Annotated in this window: 20 protein-coding genes; 11 read left to right on the top strand and 9 right to left on the bottom strand. The window is 52.5% G+C overall.

Translation table 11 applies throughout. The features are described 5' to 3' along the window. Positions 1-1345: 1345 nt before the first annotated feature. From EYA77_RS09930 to asd, 5 genes are all read right to left on the bottom strand, one after another. On the bottom strand, positions 1346-1480 hold the full coding sequence (locus EYA77_RS09930) for a hypothetical protein (RefSeq protein ID WP_280841933.1): 135 nt from the start codon (positions 1478-1480) through the stop codon (positions 1346-1348). Between the two features lie 79 nt (positions 1481-1559). After that, positions 1560-2744, bottom strand: a complete 1185-nt coding sequence (locus EYA77_RS07775; protein ID WP_095642480.1) for an MFS transporter — start codon at positions 2742-2744, stop codon at positions 1560-1562. An 83-nt stretch (positions 2745-2827) separates the two neighbouring features. Continuing rightward, a complete protein-coding gene (locus tag EYA77_RS07770; protein ID WP_042700376.1) occupies positions 2828-4063 on the bottom strand; it encodes an SLC13 family permease in 1236 nt (411 codons plus the stop codon). A 7-nt stretch (positions 4064-4070) separates the two neighbouring features. Further along, positions 4071-4340, bottom strand: coding sequence for a DNA-binding protein Alba (gene albA, locus EYA77_RS07765; protein WP_042700377.1), 270 nt, complete (start codon positions 4338-4340; stop codon positions 4071-4073). Positions 4341-4362: 22 nt separating this feature from the next. Then, a complete protein-coding gene (asd, locus tag EYA77_RS07760) occupies positions 4363-5379 on the bottom strand; it encodes an aspartate-semialdehyde dehydrogenase (RefSeq protein WP_167816369.1) in 1017 nt (338 codons plus the stop codon). Between the two features lie 468 nt (positions 5380-5847). Here asd and EYA77_RS07755 point away from each other — a divergent pair, with 468 nt between their 5' ends. Then, complete coding sequence (locus tag EYA77_RS07755) at positions 5848-6270, top strand: GxxExxY protein (RefSeq protein WP_167816368.1); 423 nt, start codon at positions 5848-5850, stop codon at positions 6268-6270. 510 nt (positions 6271-6780) lie between these two features. On the opposite strand, the gene serS is transcribed toward EYA77_RS07755, so the two are convergent. Beyond that, the gene (serS, locus tag EYA77_RS07750; protein ID WP_167816367.1) at positions 6781-8058 is read right to left on the bottom strand and encodes a serine--tRNA ligase; all 1278 of its coding nucleotides are present in this window, start codon (positions 8056-8058) and stop codon (positions 6781-6783) included. Between the two features lie 107 nt (positions 8059-8165). Here serS and EYA77_RS07745 point away from each other — a divergent pair, with 107 nt between their 5' ends. The 4 genes from EYA77_RS07745 (at position 8166) to EYA77_RS07730 (ending at position 11392) form a co-directional block, all read left to right on the top strand. Beyond that, on the top strand, positions 8166-8438 hold the full coding sequence (locus tag EYA77_RS07745; RefSeq protein WP_167816366.1) for an acylphosphatase: 273 nt from the start codon (positions 8166-8168) through the stop codon (positions 8436-8438). Positions 8439-8441: 3 nt separating this feature from the next. Beyond that, on the top strand, positions 8442-9029 hold the full coding sequence (locus tag EYA77_RS07740; RefSeq protein ID WP_167816365.1) for a pyruvate kinase alpha/beta domain-containing protein: 588 nt from the start codon (positions 8442-8444) through the stop codon (positions 9027-9029). A gap of 1 nt (position 9030) precedes the next feature. Beyond that, positions 9031-9879, top strand: coding sequence for a hypothetical protein (locus EYA77_RS07735; protein WP_167816364.1), 849 nt, complete (start codon positions 9031-9033; stop codon positions 9877-9879). A 262-nt stretch (positions 9880-10141) separates the two neighbouring features. Next, complete coding sequence (locus EYA77_RS07730; RefSeq protein WP_042700392.1) at positions 10142-11392, top strand: Glu/Leu/Phe/Val dehydrogenase; 1251 nt, start codon at positions 10142-10144, stop codon at positions 11390-11392. 397 nt (positions 11393-11789) lie between these two features. Here EYA77_RS07730 and EYA77_RS07725 read toward each other — a convergent pair whose 3' ends face one another. Further along, entirely contained in the window at positions 11790-12680 is an 891-nt protein-coding gene (locus EYA77_RS07725) for an adenosylcobinamide amidohydrolase (RefSeq protein WP_042700395.1), read from the bottom strand. A 243-nt stretch (positions 12681-12923) separates the two neighbouring features. On the opposite strand from EYA77_RS07725, the gene EYA77_RS07720 reads away from it, so the two are divergent. From EYA77_RS07720 to EYA77_RS07700, 5 genes are all read left to right on the top strand, one after another. Then, the gene (locus EYA77_RS07720; RefSeq protein ID WP_042700397.1) at positions 12924-13535 is read left to right on the top strand and encodes a hypothetical protein; all 612 of its coding nucleotides are present in this window, start codon (positions 12924-12926) and stop codon (positions 13533-13535) included. A gap of 38 nt (positions 13536-13573) precedes the next feature. After that, positions 13574-14233 carry a metal-dependent hydrolase gene (locus EYA77_RS07715; protein WP_042700400.1) on the top strand — a complete coding sequence of 220 codons (660 nt, stop codon included), beginning with the start codon at positions 13574-13576 and terminating at the stop codon, positions 14231-14233. Between the two features lie 90 nt (positions 14234-14323). Next, positions 14324-15451 carry an iron ABC transporter permease gene (locus EYA77_RS07710; protein WP_042700403.1) on the top strand — a complete coding sequence of 376 codons (1128 nt, stop codon included), beginning with the start codon at positions 14324-14326 and terminating at the stop codon, positions 15449-15451. Next, the gene (locus EYA77_RS07705; protein WP_042700406.1) at positions 15448-16215 is read left to right on the top strand and encodes an ABC transporter ATP-binding protein; all 768 of its coding nucleotides are present in this window, start codon (positions 15448-15450) and stop codon (positions 16213-16215) included. Before EYA77_RS07710 ends, EYA77_RS07705 begins: the two co-directional genes overlap by 4 nt. Before the next feature lie 9 nt (positions 16216-16224). Next, positions 16225-17226: an ABC transporter substrate-binding protein gene (locus EYA77_RS07700; protein WP_167816363.1), complete on the top strand. Its 1002-nt coding sequence runs from the start codon at positions 16225-16227 to the stop codon at positions 17224-17226. 98 nt (positions 17227-17324) lie between these two features. Here the strand turns inward: EYA77_RS07700 and metG are convergent, their stop codons facing one another. Further along, positions 17325-19346: a methionine--tRNA ligase gene (metG, locus tag EYA77_RS07695; RefSeq protein WP_167816362.1), complete on the bottom strand. Its 2022-nt coding sequence runs from the start codon at positions 19344-19346 to the stop codon at positions 17325-17327. A 645-nt stretch (positions 19347-19991) separates the two neighbouring features. Next, a complete protein-coding gene (locus EYA77_RS07690) occupies positions 19992-21323 on the bottom strand; it encodes an ATP-binding protein (protein ID WP_167816361.1) in 1332 nt (443 codons plus the stop codon). A 243-nt stretch (positions 21324-21566) separates the two neighbouring features. On the opposite strand from EYA77_RS07690, the gene EYA77_RS07685 reads away from it, so the two are divergent. Further along, the gene (locus tag EYA77_RS07685) at positions 21567-21719 is read left to right on the top strand and encodes a hypothetical protein (protein WP_155897870.1); all 153 of its coding nucleotides are present in this window, start codon (positions 21567-21569) and stop codon (positions 21717-21719) included. Positions 21720-21723: the final 4 nt, after the last annotated feature.

The following is a 21723-nucleotide window of genomic DNA, read 5'->3' as shown; positions in this document are numbered from 1 at the left end:
CCAACCTCAGCTAAGCAAGTTCCTGAGCGAAGCGAAGGAGACGTGCGAGCGGGCGGGTTGGACGCTGAAAGCGGCCGACCTCAGCTAAGCAAGTTTTTGAAGAAAACTTGCGGTCAGGCGGGTTGGACGCGGAACGCGGCCGACCTTAGCTAAGCAAGTTTCCAAATAGTAGTTACGCGGTGTTATCCTCAATCCAATTTGGGAAGGAGGTTGTTGTGTGTAGACACAAGAGAATATTTAACCGCGAATCTCCGCGAATTCACGCGAATCGCATTTTTCTTGCGCCTGCGTGCTCTGCTCCGGCTGATGCGTGCAAATCGAAGATTTGCGTGCCGCCTCAAACAGGCTTTGCCTGTTTGGGCTTCGCCTACGCAGGAATCGCACGCCGTCTGGAAAAATGCTATCAGAAAAACCGGCGTGCCGGTTTTTCTCTCCGTTAATTTCTCTTTTTGTGAAATCAATAAATTATGAAACAACAGAAAAACCCGCACGCGGGTTTTTCTTATAGCATTTTTCCAGAGAGGGTGCGATTCTGCGTAGGCGAAGCCCAAACAGGCAAAGCCTGTTTGAGGCGGCACGCAAATCTTCGATTTGCACGCATCAGCCGAAGCAGAGCACCCGAACGCAAGAAAAATGCGATTCGCGTGAATTCGCGGAGATTGGCGGTTAAATATTCTCTTGTTTCCACACCCAGCCGTACCCTTCCCAACTTGGATTCACAACCACACCGCGTAAGTCCTATCCAAAGAAAACTTGCGGTCAGGCGGGTTGGACGCGGAACGCGGCCGACCTTAGCTAAGCAAGTCGACATACTTGACACCAAATCTTTTCCTTGCGGCCAAACCGAAGGTTTCCGGGTATATCCGCCCGATCAGGAAAAATCCCGCACACGAACACGAAGCCCGCCAAAAAAGAACTCAGGCACCGTCCGGCAATGAAAAAAACGCACCGTGATCTCTCAAAACATCCGGCAATAGTGTGAGGAAAACACCTCAGAGAGCAAGACAAACAACAAAAACTGCAAAACATGTCTGCCCGCTTCTGACTTTAGAGGGAAAGAAAAGAACAGACACTCCTCTCTTGGACCTTTGGGATAATCAAAATATTTGCAGCATCCCGACCCGACCCCTCGCCCCCTAAGCTGACGTCAACCCGCACAACAAAAATAACCGGATAAAATCCTTTTTCCTTATGGAAGGTGAAGGTGCATCACGTCTTGTTCCGCTCAAGGATGCCACGGAAGGAATGAAGACCCGCTGATCTTGTTGAATAGGACTCCGGCTTTACGAATGACAGAACAAATATCATCATAAAGGATCACAAAAAAGATTCTTTAAAGTGAGGATCACTTTCGCTTATTCTTCGTCTTCATCCCTTTGATATCAGCCTTCTTCGGGACATGTTCAGAGAACTTCTTTTTGCCGGTCTTATCTGCAAATCGGATGGAGTTGTCATCGTCATCTACAAAATCAAATGCCATTATTTTTTGTATAGTATTTTTCGGAGATAAAATTATTCTCGGCCCGCCGGCCCGGGTCCGCAGTCAGCCGGATCGCGCCTCACTCTTCAGCGGCGCCGGCAAGCTTTCCCGGATATCTGATAAACAGCGCAAGGATCGGGCAAAGCACCGTCGGCACGATCAGAAGAAACATCGCATCCGGCAGCGACCCCATAACATCGGCCGCCCAGCCAATCAGCGCCGCTCCGACACCTCCCACTCCCATCGAAAGCCCAAGCGTCAGACCTGACGCAAACCCCACACTCCCCGGTAGAAGATCCTGCGTCATCGTCACCGAAGCCACATAACAGAAGCTCGCAAAAAACGCATACAGCATGATCCCGGCATACATCGGCCATCCGGCCGAGAGAAAGATCAGACAGAAACACGGGACCGCCGCCAGAAATCCAAGGACCAGCACTCTTTTGCGTCCGAACCGGTCGGAAAGATACCCCCCTGAAATCTGTCCCAAGACACCTGAAAACAGCATCACCGTCACAATAATCGATGTCGTCATCGTATCGATCCCCTGATACCACAAAAGAAGCAGCGTCGGCAGATACGTAATGACCCCCACATACGCCCAGGCACGCAGAGCACACACCGTCACGACCAGTCCCGCAGGTATCCACCAGTATCTTTCCCGGACCGGCTTTTTTTCCACCGCGGCTTTTTTCACCGGCTCCACAGCGCCGGTCCGCCGGTCATTTCGAAAGATCCAGGCCGCCCCGAGAAAACCCGGCAGAACCATCCAGGCAACCGACGGCAGACCCCCGACCGTAATAAGAAACCCCGCGATAAGCGGACCGATCGAATAACTGATACTCCCGCTTGTCGTAAAGATCGAGTTATACAGCCCCTTCTTTGCCGGCGGACTCAGCTGATGGACGATCGCCATAGCTGAAGGATGAAACAGCGCATGGCCGACCGCCGCGCCGGTCACCAGCAGAAGAAGGATCAGATAATCGTTTGTCAGAACCGAAAGCGAGATGCCCGCGCTGCCGATCAGAACACACAGCGGCACGCTCGCACGTTTCCCCGTCCGGTCCCCGTACAGACCGATAAACGGCTGGGTGATCGACGATGTCACATTGAACACCGTCACGACAAGTCCCGCAAGAAAATACGACAGACCCATACTGGTAATAAGAAGCGGAAGGATCACCGGCAAAACCGGCGTATACAGATCGATCAGAAAATGGCCGCTGACCGCCCCGGTAATTTTTGCATCATAGATCCGCCGCATGGAGTCGCCTTAACGTGAATAGAGATAAGCCCGCATGCTATTTAACTATTCGAGCCTGGTATTTTTCCACCCCCGAAGGCACGTCAGCCGGCAAACAGCCCGACAACAAGGATCCACCCGATATACGCCCCCGCCGCGATCAGCGTCACCGGCAGACCTATTTTAAAAAACTCCATGAACGAAAACGTCTCCCCGCTCTTTTCCGCACGCTGCAAAACGATCACGCTGGAAGCCGCGCCGATGATCGTTAAAGAACCGGCCGCCGTGCAGCCGGCGACCAGCGCCATATACAGCGGGATCCCCGATCCGGTAAGAGCCGGCAGGATCAGCGCCACGAACGGCACATTCGAGATGAACTGGGAGACGATCACCGTCGTTCCAAAAAGGATCGGGACCGAAGTCATCTCCGAGGTCGGCAGGATGGTCTGGATAAACCCGGAGTTCCAGACCGCCGCCATCAGGACAAACATCGAGGCAAAGAACAGAAGCGTCGACCAGTCGACTCCGCGCAGAAGTTCGACACGCCTCTTGGAAAACAGCAGGAGGGGGAACGCCGCCGCCGCCGCGATAACGGCAAACGGCAGTTCGAATCCGAAGAAGGACAGAACGATCCGCAAAACGACCGTGAAAAAAACAAGCCCGAGCGAAATCTTCGACCACCGGCTCAGCGCCTCATCAAAAAATACCTTTCCCGGTTCATGGACCACATGAGATCCCGGAGACGGGATCGTCAGCAGAAGGATCCGGTAGACCGCATACAGACAGATCACCGAAGGGACCAGCAGATACAGAGCGAACTCAAGGAACGCAAACGGCACGCCGCCGGAGATCGCGATAAGCAGGTTCTGCGGATTTCCTATCGGAGTCATGCAGCTCCCAAACGTCACCGCGAAGCACAGGGCAAACAGCATGGTTTTGACCGGGATTTTGTAAGCCGCCGCACAGAAGAGCGCCACCGGCGTTCCGATGATCGCGATCGTATCATTCATGAGAAAGGCGGAGAAGGCCGCCATTACAAGAATGAACCAGAACAGGACCTCTTTTTTCGTCTTTGCGCGGGCAAAGCTTTTCAGGGACAAAAGATGCAGGATCCCTGACTTTTCCAGAGCCGCGCCGAGAACGAACATCCCGAGCAGAAAGAGGATCACCGAAAAATTGATCGAAAAAAACGCATCAGGGATCGATATCGTCCCAAATATCAGCGCGGCGCACGCTCCCGCAGTCATGACCCCCCAGATCGGAAGGCGGATGGTGCCGATCTGCCGGACGACGATCAGACAGAACACCGCTCCAAGGATCCAGACTGCGACCGGGATCATACCATATTCAGGACTTCTGCAAAACGATCTCTATTGAAGAGACGTTGGCAGGCCCCTCCTCTGTCTCGACCGAGTCGGTTGAGATCGAGATACTTTTTTTGACAACGCCGGTGAGGAACTGGCGGGTCGATACCTCCGCAGTATCGACTGCCCGCACGATGGCTTTTCCGCGTGCTTTGATCACGACCTCTGACTTGCCGCTGTTGAACTGTGTGACTACAGCAAGGATATAACTCATCAAAGGTTTTGTGCCGATTAATACCGTGTTGTCGTCCATTTGCGTAGTATATAGGGGATTCTCAGATATATTTCATCGTATGCAGCAGTTCTGCGTTCAGAACCGAGGCGCCGGCCGCGCCGCGGATGGTGTTATGACCCATCGCAACGAACCGGATGCCTTCACGCACACGGCCGACGGATACGGTCATGGCATTTCCGCGGTTCCGGTCAAGCCGGGGCTGCGGGCGGTTTTCCTGATCGAGATAGAGAACGGTATGGTCCGGCTGGGTCGGCAGGCCGGAGAACGGGGGCTGCCAGGTTTTGAATGCGTCGATGACCTCTGCGGGCGTTGCCTTTATGTCGATCCAGACATTGAGCGTGTGTCCGTCGATGACCGGCACCCGGTTGCAGGATGCGGAGACCGAGAACGGAGCGCCGGTGATCTTGCCGCCGTCGAGGGTCCCGAGGATCTTGTTTGCCTCGCGGGACATCTTTTCCTCTTCGCTCCCTATGTAGGGGATGACGTTGTCATAGATGCTGAACGCCGGAACGCCTTCGAATCCCGCGCCCGAGATCGCCTGCATGGTTGCGACGTTGATGTTTGTGAAGGAGAATTTCCTCAGGGGGGCAAGGGCAGTAGCCAGCATGATGGTCGAACAGTTCGGATTGGTGACGATGAATCCGTCCCGTCCCTTTTTGCGCTGGACATCGATCAGTGCGGCGTGTTCGGGGTTGACCTCGGCGATCATGAGCGGGACATCGGCTTCCATTCTGTGGGAACTTGCATTGCTGCAGACTCCGACGCCAGCATCAGCGATATCGGTTTCGAGTTTGGTGGCAATATCCGCAGGCAGAGCTGAGAAGACCACATCACAGTCTTTTACTGCGTCAACGGTCGTCGGAGCGACGATGAGTTCTGCGGAAGAGTCAGGGAAGGGTGAGTCGAGCCGCCAGTTTACCACCGAGCCGTAGGGTTTGCCTGCTGAACGCTCAGAGGCGGTAAGCGTTGTCAGGTTGAACCAGGGGTGGTCTGCGAGCAGCTGTACAAACCGCTGACCGACCGCGCCGGTCGCGCCAAGTACACCAACATTTATCATAGGAAGATATAGGGCGCGGCTCTTATTTAAAGACGTGTTAGATAGAGTCTGTCCTGCGAATAGGAATATCGATTGGAATTTGTCCAATCATAGGTTCTGTAAAATATACCTCTTCTCATTTTATCGATGTTGAGCTTTTTTCCTGGGTGTACGTCGGTTTCGTGTACGGTATTCTTTTTGATGAGCGCATTCATCACACGAAATACACGAAAAACACACGAAAACACGAAAAAGAAAAAGAGCAGTTGGATGGGGCTCCATGTAGTACCTTCCCCCGTCCCCCAACACCAAAAATCACAAATTCGCAAACCTTCGGTTTGCTCGGCTGAGGTCGTCGACTTCGTCGCCAACCCGCCAACGAAATGCACGAAAAGGGGGACAGGGGCGGAGGGTGGATTGGTTGGTTGATATATCAACCAGCATCAACGGGGTGATTTTTATTAGGATTGGCTGATAAAATAAAAGATAATGCTCTATTACAAAGACGAATCCTATGCAATCTTCGGGGCTATTTTTGAAGTGTACAAAACTCTTGGAAACACATTCATCGAATCATTTTATCAGAAAGCTTTGGAACATGAATTTACCCTGAGAAACATTCCCTTTGTCCCGCAGAAACGTATCCCGGCATTGTACAAAGGTCAGGAGATCGGATATTATACCCCGGATTTTGTCTGTTATGACCGAATAATTGTTGAGCTGAAGTCACGAGATAATACCACGGAAGAAGAACAGAAACAGGTGATGAACTATCTCAATGTTGGGAAATACGATCTAGGGATCTTAGTGAATTTTGGTACATACCCGAAGGCGTATGTGCAAAGGATCGTCCGAAAGGGAGCGTCACTTACTTCTGTGGAGGAAGAGGAACCGCCATATTATTTTGAATGACATAGACTCCCATACACTCACCTTTTTTCGAAAAGAGCAGATATTCTTTCCTCCGCCCCTGTCCCCCTTTTCGTGAATTTCGTTGATTTTCGTGATTTTTGGTGTTGGGGGACGGGGGAGGGTACTATCTGCATATCCACCCAGCTGATTCTTTCTTTTTCGTGTTTTTGTGTGTTTTTCGTGCATTTCGTGTGATGGGCGGACCGACCCGTAGGGGCGGGCTCAGCCGAGCAAGGTAAATGCCTTGTGAGAATGCGCTCATCAAAAAGAATTCCGTACACGAAATCGAAAATGATCGTTGACTGCGTGTCCAACCCGCACACTCGCAAGTTTCCTTCGAAAACTTTCTCGCAAGTCTATCGACTTGGTCGCAAACCTTCGGTTTGCTCTCCGACTCGGGTCTACGACCCTCGCTTGACGGCTCACCCCGCACACCAAAAAACGGTTTCTTCAATCAACACCATTCAGTCCAACGAAGCGGTATATCGATTGCATAGACCAAAAAAAAGGTTAGAGATAATCCAGACCATTCATGTACGGACGAAGGACCTTGGGGATCTCGACCCTGCCGTCTTCGGTCTGGTAGTTTTCGAGGATACAGCGCAGAGCGCGGGAAGTGGCGACCGCCGTAGAATTGAGGGTGTGGAGCCACTGTTTGGACTCGAAATCATGCGCATCGCGGACGCGGATGTTCAGCCGTACCGACTGATAGGCGGTACAGTTCGAACAGGACACCACTTCGCGGTACTCATTGTCCCGCGGCATCCATGCTTCCATATCGTATTTTTTCGCAGCTACTGTCCCGATATCGCCGGTACAGATGTTCACGACCCGGTAGGGAAGACCGAGTTTCGTAAACAGCTCTTCGGAGTTTGCCAAAAGTTCCTCATGCATTTCCCAGGACTTCTCCGGCATACAGTAGATGAACTGTTCGATCTTGGTGAACTGGTGGACACGGAAGAGACCCCGGGAGTCAAGTCCGTGAGCGCCGATCTCACGCCGGAAACAGGGCGAGATACCCACCATTTTCAGGGGCAGATCCTTCTCTTCGAAGATCTCGTCCTGATACATGGCTGCCATCGGGTGCTCCGCGGTGGCGATGAGATAGGCGTCGTCATCCTCGATCTTGTACATGACCTTCTCGAAATCTCCGAGGTCAGTGACTTCCTCGTAGGATTTTTTGTTCATCATGTACGGCGGGATGATCGGCGTATAGCCTTTGGCGATGATCGTATCCAGAGCAAACCTCTGGAGAGCGAGATCGAGGAGAGCGAGATTGCCTTTCAGGAAATAGAATCCTGCACCGCTCGTCTTCGTGGCACGTTCGAAGTCGGCCCAGCCGTTTTCTGCGGCGAGTTCCCCGTGGTTCTTCAGCTCGAAATCGAGGATCCGCGGCGTGCCCACTTTCTTCACGACGACATTTTCCGTATCGTCTTTTCCGTATGGAACGCTCTCGTGGAGGATATTCGGGAGACGCATCAGGTAATATCTCACCTGCTCGGTCGCCTTTTCCATGATATCGTCGTTATCCTTGATCAGTCCAGGCAGTGCCTTTGCTTCGGCAAAAAGAGGAGCGGGATCCTTGCCCTCTTTTTTGCAGGCATTGATCTCTTTTGCTATCTGATTTCTTCTGGCACGAAGTTCATTGTTTTTTACCGTGAGTTCGCGGAAAATTTTATCCTGTTCTAGAACCGTATCGACCCAGAGAAGTTTCTCGGCATCCTGGCGTTTTTCCAGATCTGCAACAACGACTTCCGGGTGGGCTCTGACGAATTTGATATCGAGCATGATTGACTAGTAATGTTTGCGCTTTTAGATGAAGAGGGTTTTTGTTGTACAAACGAGTTATTAAACCTCGAATGACATACTAAAGATAACAACCAGGTCAGACGATCATGAAACAGACAATGGAGATCCTCTTCTCCGGAAGAGTACAAAAAGTCGGCTTTCGTGCCTGTGTAAGAAACGCAGGATTAAACTTGGGATTGTGCGGCGAAGTGGAGAATCTTTCCGACGGCAGGGTCAGGGTCCTTGTGACAGGCGAAGAGGTCATCATCGAAAAGTTCCTCGCGATGACCTACTCCTGCCCGCGTGCGATCATCAGAGATTTGAAATGTACCGGCTATGTTCTGACCGATTTCACAGATTTTACGATTAAACGGGAGTGAAAAATGAAAATCGAGAAAACCATCACATACTTCAGCGAACCGGGAAAGGAAAACACCCGAGACTGTGCAGAGATCGCCGTGCAGCGGGCAAAGGAGCTCGGGCTTTCAACGATCGTCGCGGCAAGTTCAGAAGGATACACCGCAAAGATCCTGTTTGAGGCGGTACAGGGGACCGGTCTGCATCTCGTGATCGTGACCCATGCAGTAGGATTTTCCACACCCGGGGTCTGGGAGTTCGATCCCGCACTCGCAGAAGAACTGCGGTCTCTGGGCGTGACGGTCATCTGCGGGACGCACGCCCTTTCCGGACTGGAACGGGCGATCTCGAGGAACCCGAGGCTCGGCGGAAGCAGCAGGACCGAAGTCGTGGCAGAAGCGTTCAGGCGGACCGTCGGTATCGGCATGAAAGTCGCCGTCGAGTGTGTTCTGATCGCAGCGGATCAGGGAGCGATCCCTCTTTCCGAAGAGGTCGTCGCGTTAGGAGGGACGATCGAGGGGGCGGACACGGTCGTCGTGATCAGACCGGCGCACACTGCAGGATTTTTCGATCTGCAGGTCAGGGAATTCGTAGCGATGCCAAGGGACCGCTGAGATGGCGCTGAGATCATTTGCCGAGGCGCTTGGCCTGCTGGGGAAGAAACCGCTCGTCTGGATGCCGGGGCTTTTTGCCGCATTTGCCGTCCTTTTGACCTATTACATCTTCGCACTGTTCGGCGCGACCGCAGGACTCGCAACAGGAGCTGCCATGCTTTTCCTGTCCCCGGCATTTCTTGCAGGCGCCTACGGGATCATCATCGGGGACGCATCCTCGCCGGCAGACTTTCGAAAATACGCGATCTACGGCTATTTCCGCTGTCTGATCACAAATCTGCTCGTCCTGATGATCGGGTTCGTGCTTTCCAACACGCTGACGTATATCTTGCTGATGACCGGAATATCCATGGATATCGCGATGTATTTCAGCATATTCCTGATCGTGCCTCTGATTTTTTTCTTCTTCTTTGCAGACATCTCGGCGATAGTGCATAATCTTGCGCCGTTTCGGGCGCTCAAAGACAGCGCTTTCCGGGTAGCTGCAGGTTCGTTCAAAATCACGGCATTCTATCTCTTCAATATTGCGCTGATCTTTGCGGTATTTTTTATTTTTACCGCCGTATGGTCGGCCCTGGCATCCGATGCCCTTCTGCCGCTCGCCGAAATGACGGAAGCGGAGATCCTTGCATTGTCCCAGGCGGAGCTTCTCGCGCTGTTTGCGGCGCCGGAGATCCTTTCATCCGGAGCGATCGCCTTGGCCGTCTGCTGTCTGATGTTTGTCCCGGTCTTCGTCTCCTACAAAGCATGCTTCTATAAACACCATCTTCTCGATCTTTCCTCCCGTGAGCCACAGGAGAGCGAAGAGGGATCATTTGATGAGAAAGGGCGCTGGTATAAATATTCCTGACCCTTTTTTATGCGCGTTTTTTGTCTGTGCCCTTCATGATCCGGGCGAAATGTATGGTGCCATGCTAACACGTAACATACAAATACCCCGCTCAAAGCCTGAAATAAAAATCCCGGCAATTATAAAGTATTTTTAGAAATGCTTCGAGAATATCAGCCTGAATCAGAAATAACACGATATGTTTTATATGGGAAAATCCCAACATTAATTGTCACAACGCAGTTGAACTCCCAAGTTCCGTGCGATTGGCAGGAAACAAACCATGTCGAAGGTAAACCCGTTTGAAATGGCCCAACAGCAGCTTTTGGATTGTGCAAAGATCCTCAAGCTCGATCAGGGCGTTGTTGATATCCTCATGCAGCCGCAGAGACAGATTCAGGTATCTATCCCCGTCAAGATGGACGACGGGACCACCCGGGTTTTCCAGGGATTCCGTGTGCAGTATAACAATGCGCTCGGCCCCTATAAGGGAGGGATCCGGTATCACCCTGAAGAGACGATCGATACAGTCCGTGCTCTTTCAGCATGGATGACCTGGAAGTGTGCAGTGCTGAACCTTCCGCTCGGCGGAGGAAAAGGCGGTATTATCTGCAACCCCAAGGAGATGTCCAAGGGCGAGCTCGAACGCCTCTCCCGCGGCTATATCCGTGCGATCTGGAAGAACCTTGGTCCCGACACCGATGTTCCGGCACCGGATGTATATACCGACGGTCAGATCATGGCATGGATGATGGATGAGTACTCCGTTATTAACGGCAAAAACCAGTTTGGTCTGCTGACCGGCAAACCGCTGATCGTCGGAGGTTCCCTCGGACGCGGCGACGCTACCGCAAAAGGCGGTCTGTACACCCTCCGTGAAGCAGCAAAAGAGCTGAACCTCGATCTGAAGAAGGCGACCGTCGCTATCCTCGGATTCGGCAATGCAGGTTCCTTTGCGGCAACACTCGTTCAGGAGATGTTCGGCTCCAAAGTCGTCGCAGTCACCGACTCCAAAGGCGGTATCTACGATGCGAACGGACTTGACATCACCGCAGTCTCCGGTCACAAGACAAAGACAAAATCCGTCACCGGCTTCAAAGGTCTCAAGACTCTGACCAACGATGAAGTCATGGGCCTCCCGGTCGACATTATTATCGCCGCAGCACCCGATGAGGGAGCGATCAATGAGAAGGTCGCACCGACCGTGAAGGCAAAGGTCATCTGCGAACTCGCAAACGGCCCGACCACTCCGGAAGGAGATGCGATCCTCTTTAAGAACGGTGTCCATGTTATCCCCGATTTCCTGTGTAATGCAGGCGGTGTCACGGTCTCCTACTACGAAATGGTGCAGAATATGTATATGCACTACTGGACTCTCGACGACGTCTATGCAAAACTCGATGCAGCTATGACCCAGTCATACCACAATGTCCTGAAAGCATCCAAAGAATACAAGATCAACATGCGTCAGGCAGCATACGTGGTTGCCGTGGCGCGCGTTGTTGAAGGTATGAAAATCCGCGGATGGGTCTAAACCCTCTGCAGAATCTGCCATCACTTTTTTTATTCTTTTCCAAATTAAGTGCGGTTAGAGAATTTTCTCCGTAAAAACAGTAATTTCAGAGAATTTTTGACAGATTCCGTTTCCTATTCTTATTTAGGGGTGCGGGAGGGCGACTGGCGAGGGGAGCTAAAGCGACGTAAGCCTTGAGCAAGTCGATAGACTTGCAACCCGGCGCGGAGCCCGACGCGGTGGAAATATCCTATTTTCAAGAATTATTTGAGCAGTCAAGGGAACTTACCTATCGCGGAATATTCAGTAACTGTCAATTTCTATTTTCCCAATTTTAGTAGGGGTGAGGCGCGAAAGAGGGGGGGGGAAATTGATAATTGTAAAAGTCAAGTTTCAGTAAAAAAAGTGTAGGAAAAAATTATTGGTTTATCTGTTCATCTACTTTTTTCAGTTCAGCAAGCGTTGCATCCGGATGATCTTTCAGATAGGCGGCGACATGCGGTTTGTGGAGAAGCAGACAGTTTGTGCAGGCCCAGACCTTCTGACCCGAGGTGGAGCTGTCGATCCATTCGCCGAGGGATTCATCATGACAGGGGTAAAACGGGCAGTAACAAAAATCACAGGACTGGCCGGGGAAGTGACAGGGATAATAGGGACAGTCCTTCTTCTTCCATTCAAACCAGCCGTGACCGTTGTATCTTGAGTAAATGAAGTAGGCGGGTCCGGGACCTGACACCGTTCCTTCATGCCGTTTGACCGCTTCCATTACGCCGTGAAGGACCGCGGCATAGATCCGTTTTCCCGGCTCGGTAAAAGTCCCTGCATATGTATGGACCGGCTCTCCTTCGGATGCAGTGATTACCGCGTCCGAGGTCGTGCCGGTAAAATCCCGGCCGAGAAGCCGCAGAGCATGGGCTTTTGCCTCGGTCACGGTGATGATCGTTTCCAGGAGGGACGCGGTGGAAAAGCCTTCGTTTGAGGTGACGATGATATTGATCGTATGCGGTCTGGTCGGATCTGGATTGGGATTGGAAACGCCTGCCGTCACAAAGACCGTGATATAATCATACTGAAGAACGCACAGATGCTGCATCGACACCGCGGTGAGAAGACCAAACGCATCGTCTGCATAGTTTGCGCCGGCAAGCAGACCGCGGATATATTCTTTGGGATCGGCATGATCGAAGTCTTTTGAAACCGTGTGATTGAGCAGAGTGGAAACCTGCCGGATGCCGCCGTCAACTCCCGTACTGACGGCAGTAAATCTTCCCCTCACATACAGGGTGTTATTCGTGTAATGATACCGCATACAACTGCTCTTATGTTATTTTCATCCGGGGGGTATTAGTTATACGGTATTTTTCCGGCCCCTTCGCCCGCGAGAGACCGCCCGGATCACGCCGTTTTCGAATGGGGGATATCATACAGTTTCCGGTCGTATTAATAATTTCCATCCTCCATTTTCGGCAGGCGGTTTTCCGTCTCGATCCATAATCATTATATGGATGCAGATACATGTTGAAGGGATAGTCAATACGGAGGGATACTAAATATGGCACCAAAAAAGAGACAGAAGGATTTGATGCAGTTATTTTCCAATCTGACGCAGAAAACGAAGATTGTCGAACCAATGAAAACACTGCACGGCACGCTTCGCGATCAGGATGCAGTTGAACGGGAAATCGCTCTGATCATGCGGGAAATCCAGGAAAGAGGTTTTTTCAAGACAAAACTTGAACCGATCCAGCTCGCGCGTCTGATCACCTCATTCTACGCAGGCAAAAACGACACCGAGATCGCCCGGGAACTTGGCGATGAGAAGCTTTCCAAAACCGTTGCACGCGCCAGAGTCCAGCTGAAACTCTTCCGGGAACTGGATTTCAATATGCCGTTCGATCAGAATCAGATGAAGACCCTGATGAGCACCGAGATGACGATGAAAGAGATCTCCGAAGAGCTAGGCATCTCACCGACAACGCTGCGTGAATACCGGCATGTCATCGAGCAGAAAGAGGATACCACGCTCGACCCCTATCTGGAAAGGATCAAAGATGTTATGGAAGACCGCGACCTGACGGAAAAGATGACATCCGGTCTGCAGGAAGATACGCTCGGTGAGTCGATCGATGTTGCCGAGTCGACGGATCTGACCGAACTCAACTGACCCTATTTTTTTATTTTTGAAACGCTATTATTCTACACATGCATATCAGATACGAAGGCCACTCCTGTTTTATCATCGAAGGCTCCAAAAAACTCCTGTTCGACCCGATGCCGATCGAAGATCCCGCGTCTGCCGATGCCGATCTGACGCTGATATCCCATGCCCACGCAGATCATATCGGGGAGGTCCCGGAACGGTTTTCACTGACGGCCGCGGTCCATGAGCTGTCCGGCTATCTGAAATCGCTTGGCGTTCAAACGATCGGCATGAACATCGGCGGCTCGGTCGAATGGGAGGGGATCACGATCCGAATGGTCCCTGCCCTTCACTCATCATCCATCCGTCAGCAGGACGGAACAAGTCTCTACATGGGGCAGGCCTGCGGTTTTGTCGTCGAGATGGACGGGCATGTGATCTATTATGCCGGCGACACCGGGATTTTTTCCGATATGAAACTGCTCAGAGAGCTCTATCACCCGGATATCGCGATCCTGCCGGCCGGCGGGCGCTACACGATGGGGCCGGAGGAGTGTATGATCGCCGCGCAATGGGTCGGGGCGAAGACGGTCATCCCGATGCATGTCAATACGTTCCCGGAGATCGAACAGGATATTGCGGCCTTCAAGCGGGCCGTTGAACTGACGACCCCGATGCATGTCGAGATCATGCAGCCCGGCGGCTCACTCGAACTGCCGTGAAAATCTCCGCGGCACTATCCCCTTGCCTCTTTTTTCCCGGATCAAAACCCGGCACCTTCTTTAAAATGAAAAACCAATAATTACTCAGTTATGAAGAATAGTGAGAGTAGTAACACCAAAACGACACGTCTCTATCATACTATTCAGAAACGCAAACTGCTCGTTCTGGTCACGCTGTTCATTATTCTTCTCTTTGTCTCCATTCTCGCGGTCGGGATCGGTTCCGTGTACATTCCTCCGGGGGATGTCCTCGCGGTGTTCGGTCACGCCCTGTTTCCGGGAACCTTCGCCTCGCCCGACGACGGCATGGCCGATCTGATCGTCATGAACTACCGTCTGCCGAGGATCCTTCTCGCGGTCCTTGCAGGAGTTGCCTTGGCGACCGCCGGGGCCGTTATGCAGGGACTTTTGAGAAATCCGCTCGTCAGCCCGTTCACGCTTGGCCTCTCCTCGGCCTCATCGTTTGGCGCCGCCCTTATCATCGTGCTCGGCCCGGTGATCTTTGGTTCCCTGTTTGCCGGCACCATCCTGCTTGCCGGCGTTGCCTTCTCGGTAAAATCCCTGCTTCTCATCCTCTCGGCATTCATCTTCGGTCTTTTGAGCGTCATCCTTGTCTACCTCATCTCCAAGACAAAACACACCTCCCAGGCGATCATGATCCTCGCCGGAGTCGTGATCGGCTATCTGTTCCAGGCAGGTCTGCTCGGCCTCAAATATGTCTCCAACGACGATGCTCTCCGGGATATCGTCACCTGGCTCATGGGCGGGATGTGGGGGGCCACATGGCAGGCGATCGCGATCTTGTTCCCGATCGTGCTGATCTGTTTCATCCTCGTCGAACGGCGGGCCTGGGATCTCAATACCCTCTCAAGCGGCGACGATGTTGCGAAAAATCTCGGCATCAACGTCCAGCGGTTCCGTATCTCCGGTCTTCTGATCGTCAGTTTCGCCGCGTCGGCATGCCTCGCGTTCACCGGAATCATCGGGTTTGTCGGCCTCATGGCCCCGCACATCTGCCGGATGCTTATCGGTAACGACTACCGATATCTTCTGCCGGCATCTGCCCTCCTTGGAGCCCTCATCCTTCTGATCTCCGACACGATCGCACGCGTTATTTTTGCTCCGATCGAGATCCCGGTCGGGATCATCATGTACATCCTCGGCGGGTTCTTCTTCCTCTTTTTGATCACCAGAGGACACGGGAGGTATCTGGCATGAACATCTCGGTCGACTCGGTCTCCCAAAAGTACGGCAGTCACGCGGTTCTCAAAAACATCAGCTTCGAAGCAAAGTCCGGCGAGGTCCTCGCCCTTCTCGGTCCAAACGGCTCGGGAAAATCCACGCTGATCAAAACGATCGCTGATATCCTGACGCCGGCCGGCGGGTCGATCACGATCGACGGAGCCGATGTGCAGAAGATCGACAGGATCGACCGTGCAAAGATGATCGGCTATGTTCCCCAGTACTTCCATTACACCCCCTTTACGACCGTTCTGGACACCGTGCTGATCGGCCGGCGTCCGTATATGAGCTGGTCGGTCTCCGACGACGATCTCGCCGCAGTGGATCAGGCCATGGCCACGATGAACATCACCGATCTCTCCGACCGGTTCGTGAATGAACTTTCCGGCGGCCAGAGGCAGCGGGTTTTTATTGCCCGGGCGCTTGCCCAGGACCCGAACTTTTTCCTGTTCGATGAGCCGACCAGTTCCCTCGATCTCCGTCACCAGCTGGAGACCGTCTCGACGATGCGGGATATCGTCAGAAAGGATAACTCGGGTATGATCATCGCTTTGCATGATCTGAATCTGGCGCTCCGGTACACCGACAAGGTGCTGCTCTTGAAAGACGGGGAGATGTATGATCACGGGGCGCCGGCGGATGTCCTCACGCCAAAGTCGCTTCGCGATGTCTACGGCGTCGATGCCGAGTTTGTTGAAAATGCACAGGGGCGGTTCATTCTCTCCTATGCTCCATCATAGAGGTTTTGTATGAAAAAACTACTGATTATGTCGGGGATCGTCCTGACGATGCTTTGTATCATCTTCGCCGCAGGCTGCATCACGAATGGATCATCAGGGTCTCTTGTCATCACCAACTCGGACGGAACCAACGTGACGCTGGACAAGACTGCCGAACAGATCGTTCTTTTGAACTCGAACGCGGGCGAGATCCTGTATCTTCTTGGCGATGCAGGAAAGGTTGTGGGGATCTCCCAGTCGATCGCAAATAATGCCGAGCAGGTGAAGATGTATCCGAATGCGAAGATCGTCGGGACCTGGAACGAGCCGGATGTGGAGTATCTGATCTCGCTGGACGTCGATCTGGTGATCGGGTATGCGACGTCGAAGCCGAAGAATGCCGAGGTCATGGCGTCTGCCGGGATCCCGATCGTGTATGTTGACTGCACGAAGCCTCAGACGATGGTCCAGGATATCATCGAGATCGGAAAGATCTCAGGCAATGTTGAGAAGGCGTCAAAGATCGCCGCATATTATGACGAGGTCATCACCGAGATCGAGTCACGGGTCGCCCCGATCTCTATGACCCGCTCTGTCTACGCAGAAAGTTATACCGCATACTGGGGTCAGGGGGCGGATACCGGTATGGGTCAGCTGATCTCGATCGCCGGAGGTCAAAACATCATGACCGATGCCGGTTCCAGAAAGATCTCCGATGAATGGGTGGTCTCATCGAGTCCGGGGATCATCGTGAAGCTCGTGAATAATATGAACGACCCACAGGCCGCGTATGGCGAGCTTGTATCAAGGGTCGGGTTCGATACGATCAGTGCGGTCGAGAATGATAAGGTCTGGCTTCTTCGAAACGATCTGACCTACGGGCCGCGATCCTGCGCCGCGGCGGTCGCTCTCGCAAAAATGATCCACCCGGCGCTGTTTGCGGATATGAGCGTCGAGGGGGTTTTGACCGAGTTCAATACGCGGTTTGGAACAAACTTCGATGTGACGGGTCTGACGTATCCGGCATTATAAGATCCCGATAGGGGATCGGTTCTTTTTTTTCAGGCGCCGGCGCCTTACATCGGATCCGCGCGAAAACCAGGAGACACCTGGCAAAAAAGGGGAAAAGATCAGTGGATCTTTGTGCCTTCCGGCACATCCTTCAGCGGGATAAGGAGTGATGCCTCGTCGCCCGCGGCAAACAGCATCCCGTTACTCTCCTCGCCCCGGAACTTCGCCGGCTTCAGATTCACGACCACGATGATCTTCTTGTCCACCATCTCTTCTGGCGTATAGACATCGGCGATGCCTGAAATGATCTGTCTGACCTCGGTCCCGATATCCACCTGGAGACGCAGAAGTTTCGTCGTCTTTGGCACTCTTTCCGCTTTCACGACCCGGCCGACCCGGAGATCGAGCTTTGCCACATCGTCTATTGTTATAATCTCTTCTGATATTGGTTCTATTACTGCTGTCATTGTATCCTTTCCTGCTGCTTTCTTCTTCGAATCCTCGGCCCGCTTCGTAAGCAGAGCCTCCATCTCCTCACGCTGTTTGTCCTCGATCCTTGCAAACAGCGGCTTCACATCGCCAAGTGTTGTGTTCTCGAACGGGACCAGTGCGTCGCTGATCGGGCGGGTTTCCACCAGATCGGTATAGCCGAGCATCTCCCAAAGCTTCTGGGAGGACTCCGGCATCACCGGCTGCATGATAAGAGCACACGCCTTTACGATCTGGAGACAGTTCTTCAATATCTGTGCGGCCGCGTTTGGATCCTCCTTGATCAGCTTCCAGGGCGCCGCGTTCGAGATGTACCCGTTTCCGTATGCCGCGAGAAGAAGGATGCCGTCGACCGCTGCCTTGAACTCGTATGAACGGACGGCCTCTTCGATTGCGGCGAGCGAACGTTCGATCTCGGCGAATATTTCCGCGTCGACCGGCATCTGCGGGACGTCGCCGAACTTGGTTTTGACGAGACTCATGCTCCGGTTCGCAAAGTTCCCGAACGTGTTCACGAGCTCGTTATTGATCCGTGCCTGGAACTCTTTCCAGGAAAAGTCCAGTTCGCGGGTGTGACTCGTGTAGGCGAGGAGATAATACCGCAGATAGTCTGCCGGCAGTCCCTTGTCGAGATAATCCTCTTTCGTCCAGACGACGTTCCCTTTCGACTTGGAGAACTTCTCGCCGTCGATCGTGACCATCCCGCTCGCTACGACCGCGGACGGCGGCTGATACCCGGCTCCGTGGAGCATTGCCGGCCAGAAGACGCAGTGGTGATAGATGATGTCCGAGCCGATGAAGTGGACCCGGTCCCCTTCGCACCAGTACTTCTGCCAGCTGTTTCCGGTCGCATTTGCCCACTCTTCGGTGAAAGAGATGTATCCTATCGGGGCATCCACCCAGACATAGCAGACGAGTTCGTCGGATCCGGGGAACTTCACGCCCCAGTCCATCATTCTGGTGATGCACCAGTCTTTGAGTTCGTTCTCTACCCAGCCGATGGCGTAGTTTTTGGCGTTCAGTGTGCCGCCGAGGTTCGGCAGATACTCTAACAGATAGTCCCTAAAGCTGCTGAGCTTGAAGTAGTAGTGCTTCTGTTCGCGGAGTTCTGCCTTGGTCCCGCAGGTTGCGCAGACGGGGTCAAGGATCTCTCCGGGTTCGAGGTGCCGGCCGCATCCTGAGTCGCATTCATCGCCGCGGGCATGTTTGCCGCAGTAGGGGCAGGTGCCTTCGACGTACCGGTCGGGGAGGAAGCGTTTGCATTTTGAGCAGTAACTTTGCTGGATGGTCTGTTCGTAGACATATCCGCGGTCGATGAGGGTCTGGAGGATGGAGGCGGTCCGGTTGTGGTTGGTCGGATCATCGGTCATGCCGAACCGGTCGAACGCTATGCCCATTGATTTGAAGACTGCATCGAAGTGAGCGTGATATTCTTCGGATACGGCACGGGGCGTGGTTTTTTCAGCCTCGGCAGTGACGACGATGGGGGTCCCGTGGTTGTCGGATCCGCAGATGAAGACGATGTCGTCGCCGAGACGCCGAAGATAGCGCACGTAGAAATCGCCGGGGATGTACGTCCGGAGGTGCCCTAAATGACAAAAACCGTTTGTATAGGGCAGACCGCACGTAACGACAGTGGGCTTATTGGTCATGTTGTATTATTTGGCGCGGATGGGTATTAAATACTTGATTGGCGGGTTGGCGACGAAGTCGACGACCTTAGCGGAGCAAACCGAAGGTTTGCGTGTGGCGGGGAGGGGACCTTTAGGTCCCTCAGCGGAGGCGGGTTGGATGCGAAGCAGACAACCTTAGCTAAGCAAACCGAAGGTTTGCGTGTGGGCGGGCTACCCCGAAAGGGGTTGCCTTAGCTTGAGCAAGTTTTCGAAGGAAACTTGCGAGTGCGGGTTGGCCGGTTGGATGCGAAGTCGACGACCTTAGCTAAGCAAACCGAAGGTTTGCGTGTGGGCGGGCTACCCCGAAAGGGGTTGCCTTAGCTTGAGCAAGTTTTCGAAGGAAACTTGCGAGTGCGGGTTGGCGAACAAGCGAGGGTCGTAGACCCGAGTCGGAGAGCAAACCGAAGGTTTGCGAGTGCGCCGATTCGCGGTTAGTTTTTTCTCATGCGTCCGCACCCAGCCGTACCCTTCCCGAAACGCGGTAAAATATCCCATCCCGCTCGCAAATCAGATATTTGATCGCAAGGTAAAACCTTGCTCAGCTGAGGCCGCCCCTCCGGGACAGCCCGCCTCCGCACCCCTTCATAATATAATGGGAACCAAGTTCATTTTTCCCTCTTATTTTCATCCAAGGACAAGATCAAGAAGCCTTGCGGAATGGTCGGCCATGAACAAAGGAATATTCAACACATCATCATCCAGCTTCAGATTTAACAGAGAATATCTGACACGGATCTTTACCGAATCACCATACAGCTCTTTATATTTTTTCAGACTCTTCCCCGTAACATGCCGGTCGGATTTCACTTCAATTGGGATGATCTGATTTTTCCGCTGGATAATAAAATCGACCTCATACTTTGGATTCAACGACGACATATAGCCGGGGTTCCCCTCAAACTGTCCAACGATCGCCTCCAGAACATAATTCTCTGCCAACGCACCCTTAAACGTGCTGAATACTGCATCTCCCTCAGCAATAACTGAAGGATCAAGGACCGACATACAACCGAGCAGTCCGACATCAGCCAGATATATTTTGAAAGCAGAGAGATCCTTCTGCGATGATATCGGCAGTTCCGGGGAACGTATGCGGAACACTTTCCACACAAGATTCGCATCGCAAAGCCATTGAAGGGCAGTCTCATACTCCCGTGCCCGTGCCCCCTCCTTCACCACATTATACAGAAACTTCCTGTTTTCTTTTGCCAGTTGAGAAGGAATGGACTCCCAGATATACATGACTTTGGGAACATCCGACAACGGCTGAATGTGTTTTGCAAAATCGCGGGTATAGGCATTCAGGATATTCTGCTGGATTTTTCGGACCTGATTTATGTCATGCTCCTTCGTCCATGCATAAATTGCCTCGGGCATGCCTCCAATGATATAATACATCTTCAGTTTCTCACAAAGCGGACCGAAAAATGCCTCTGGTATCGGTTCGATCTCCCGGATGCCGTCAAGATAGGAAGCCAGATTCTCATCTCCGCCCGCGATCAGAAACTCAGAAAAGGTCATGGGGCGAAGAGTGAGAAACTCAACTTTTCCAACAGGAAATGAGGTAGGTCTTGAGAGTGCAACGCCGAGAAGTGACCCGGCACACACAATATGATACTCAGGACCATTCTCATAAAAATATTTGAGAGAATTCAAGGCATCCGGACACTCCTGGATCTCATCAAAGATGAGGAGAGTGTCCCCTGGCCGTATTGTCTGTTTTTTGGCAACTGCAAGATTCGGGAGAATTCTTTCGATGTCTTTAGTGGTGTCAAAAAACGATTTGTATTCGGGATTTTCCTCAAAGTTGACATATACGGTGTTCTGATAATTTTGTCTGCCAAACTCTTTGAGCAGCCAGGTTTTACCTACCTGCCTGACCCCGTTTACGATCAACGGTTTGCGGTATTCTGACGATTTCCACTTCCTAAGCTCATCTATTGCAGTTCTATACATCTTCCTCTCCCGGGCATTCCAATAATTATGTGATGTACATCACATTATTGTCACTAATTATGTGATGGAACCCACAATTAATTTCTTATGTGTATTCAGATGAGATAATAGTATTGGCGAATCCATGATTCAGAACAAAGGTGCATAGTTCCAAGATATCCGGCGGTTCTCCGCCGTGATCCTGTTTTTACCACCCGTTCCATATAACCAACCTATAAAACCCAGTACACCAACCTCCTATACATGACATCCCAGGAAAACATCGAAAAACGCCTCGAAGAACTCGAACGCGACTACGCAGACCTCATGGAACGGGTCCGCGACCTCGAACTCCAGATCGGCCAGCTCACCGAACGGAACCTGCACGGAAGCTGCTCCTCCTGCAGCCTCCAGTAAAAAA

This window comes from Methanocorpusculum sp. GPch4, assembly GCF_012062385.1.
GTDB classification, from domain to species: domain Archaea; phylum Halobacteriota; class Methanomicrobia; order Methanomicrobiales; family Methanocorpusculaceae; genus Methanocorpusculum; species Methanocorpusculum parvum.
The sequence above is the reverse complement of the archived record's forward strand: the minus strand, read 5'-3'. Positions and strand labels throughout refer to the sequence as shown.

Bases quoted from the DNA above. Each gene is read 5' to 3' on its own strand.
- EYA77_RS07685 (WP_155897870.1), top strand. From the start codon at position 21,567: ATGACATCCCAGGAAAACATCGAAAAACGCCTCGAAGAACTCGAACGC.
- EYA77_RS07710 (WP_042700403.1), top strand. From the start codon at position 14,324: ATGAAGAATAGTGAGAGTAGTAACACCAAAACGACACGTCTCTATCAT.
- EYA77_RS07725 (WP_042700395.1), bottom strand. From the start codon at position 12,680: ATGCGGTATCATTACACGAATAACACCCTGTATGTGAGGGGAAGATTT.
- EYA77_RS07755 (WP_167816368.1), top strand. From the start codon at position 5,848: ATGCTCTATTACAAAGACGAATCCTATGCAATCTTCGGGGCTATTTTT.
- EYA77_RS07745 (WP_167816366.1), top strand. From the start codon at position 8,166: ATGAAACAGACAATGGAGATCCTCTTCTCCGGAAGAGTACAAAAAGTC.
- EYA77_RS07735 (WP_167816364.1), top strand. From the start codon at position 9,031: ATGGCGCTGAGATCATTTGCCGAGGCGCTTGGCCTGCTGGGGAAGAAA.
- EYA77_RS09930 (WP_280841933.1), bottom strand. From the start codon at position 1,480: ATGGCATTTGATTTTGTAGATGACGATGACAACTCCATCCGATTTGCA.
- EYA77_RS07705 (WP_042700406.1), top strand. From the start codon at position 15,448: ATGAACATCTCGGTCGACTCGGTCTCCCAAAAGTACGGCAGTCACGCG.
- EYA77_RS07720 (WP_042700397.1), top strand. From the start codon at position 12,924: ATGGCACCAAAAAAGAGACAGAAGGATTTGATGCAGTTATTTTCCAAT.
- EYA77_RS07770 (WP_042700376.1), bottom strand. From the start codon at position 4,063: ATGATCCCGGTCGCAGTCTGGATCCTTGGAGCGGTGTTCTGTCTGATC.
- EYA77_RS07690 (WP_167816361.1), bottom strand. From the start codon at position 21,323: ATGTATAGAACTGCAATAGATGAGCTTAGGAAGTGGAAATCGTCAGAA.
- serS (WP_167816367.1), bottom strand. From the start codon at position 8,058: ATGCTCGATATCAAATTCGTCAGAGCCCACCCGGAAGTCGTTGTTGCA.
- EYA77_RS07740 (WP_167816365.1), top strand. From the start codon at position 8,442: ATGAAAATCGAGAAAACCATCACATACTTCAGCGAACCGGGAAAGGAA.
- asd (WP_167816369.1), bottom strand. From the start codon at position 5,379: ATGATAAATGTTGGTGTACTTGGCGCGACCGGCGCGGTCGGTCAGCGG.
- EYA77_RS07775 (WP_095642480.1), bottom strand. From the start codon at position 2,744: ATGCGGCGGATCTATGATGCAAAAATTACCGGGGCGGTCAGCGGCCAT.
- metG (WP_167816362.1), bottom strand. From the start codon at position 19,346: ATGACCAATAAGCCCACTGTCGTTACGTGCGGTCTGCCCTATACAAAC.
- EYA77_RS07730 (WP_042700392.1), top strand. From the start codon at position 10,142: ATGTCGAAGGTAAACCCGTTTGAAATGGCCCAACAGCAGCTTTTGGAT.
- EYA77_RS07700 (WP_167816363.1), top strand. From the start codon at position 16,225: ATGAAAAAACTACTGATTATGTCGGGGATCGTCCTGACGATGCTTTGT.
- EYA77_RS07715 (WP_042700400.1), top strand. From the start codon at position 13,574: ATGCATATCAGATACGAAGGCCACTCCTGTTTTATCATCGAAGGCTCC.
- albA (WP_042700377.1), bottom strand. From the start codon at position 4,340: ATGGACGACAACACGGTATTAATCGGCACAAAACCTTTGATGAGTTAT.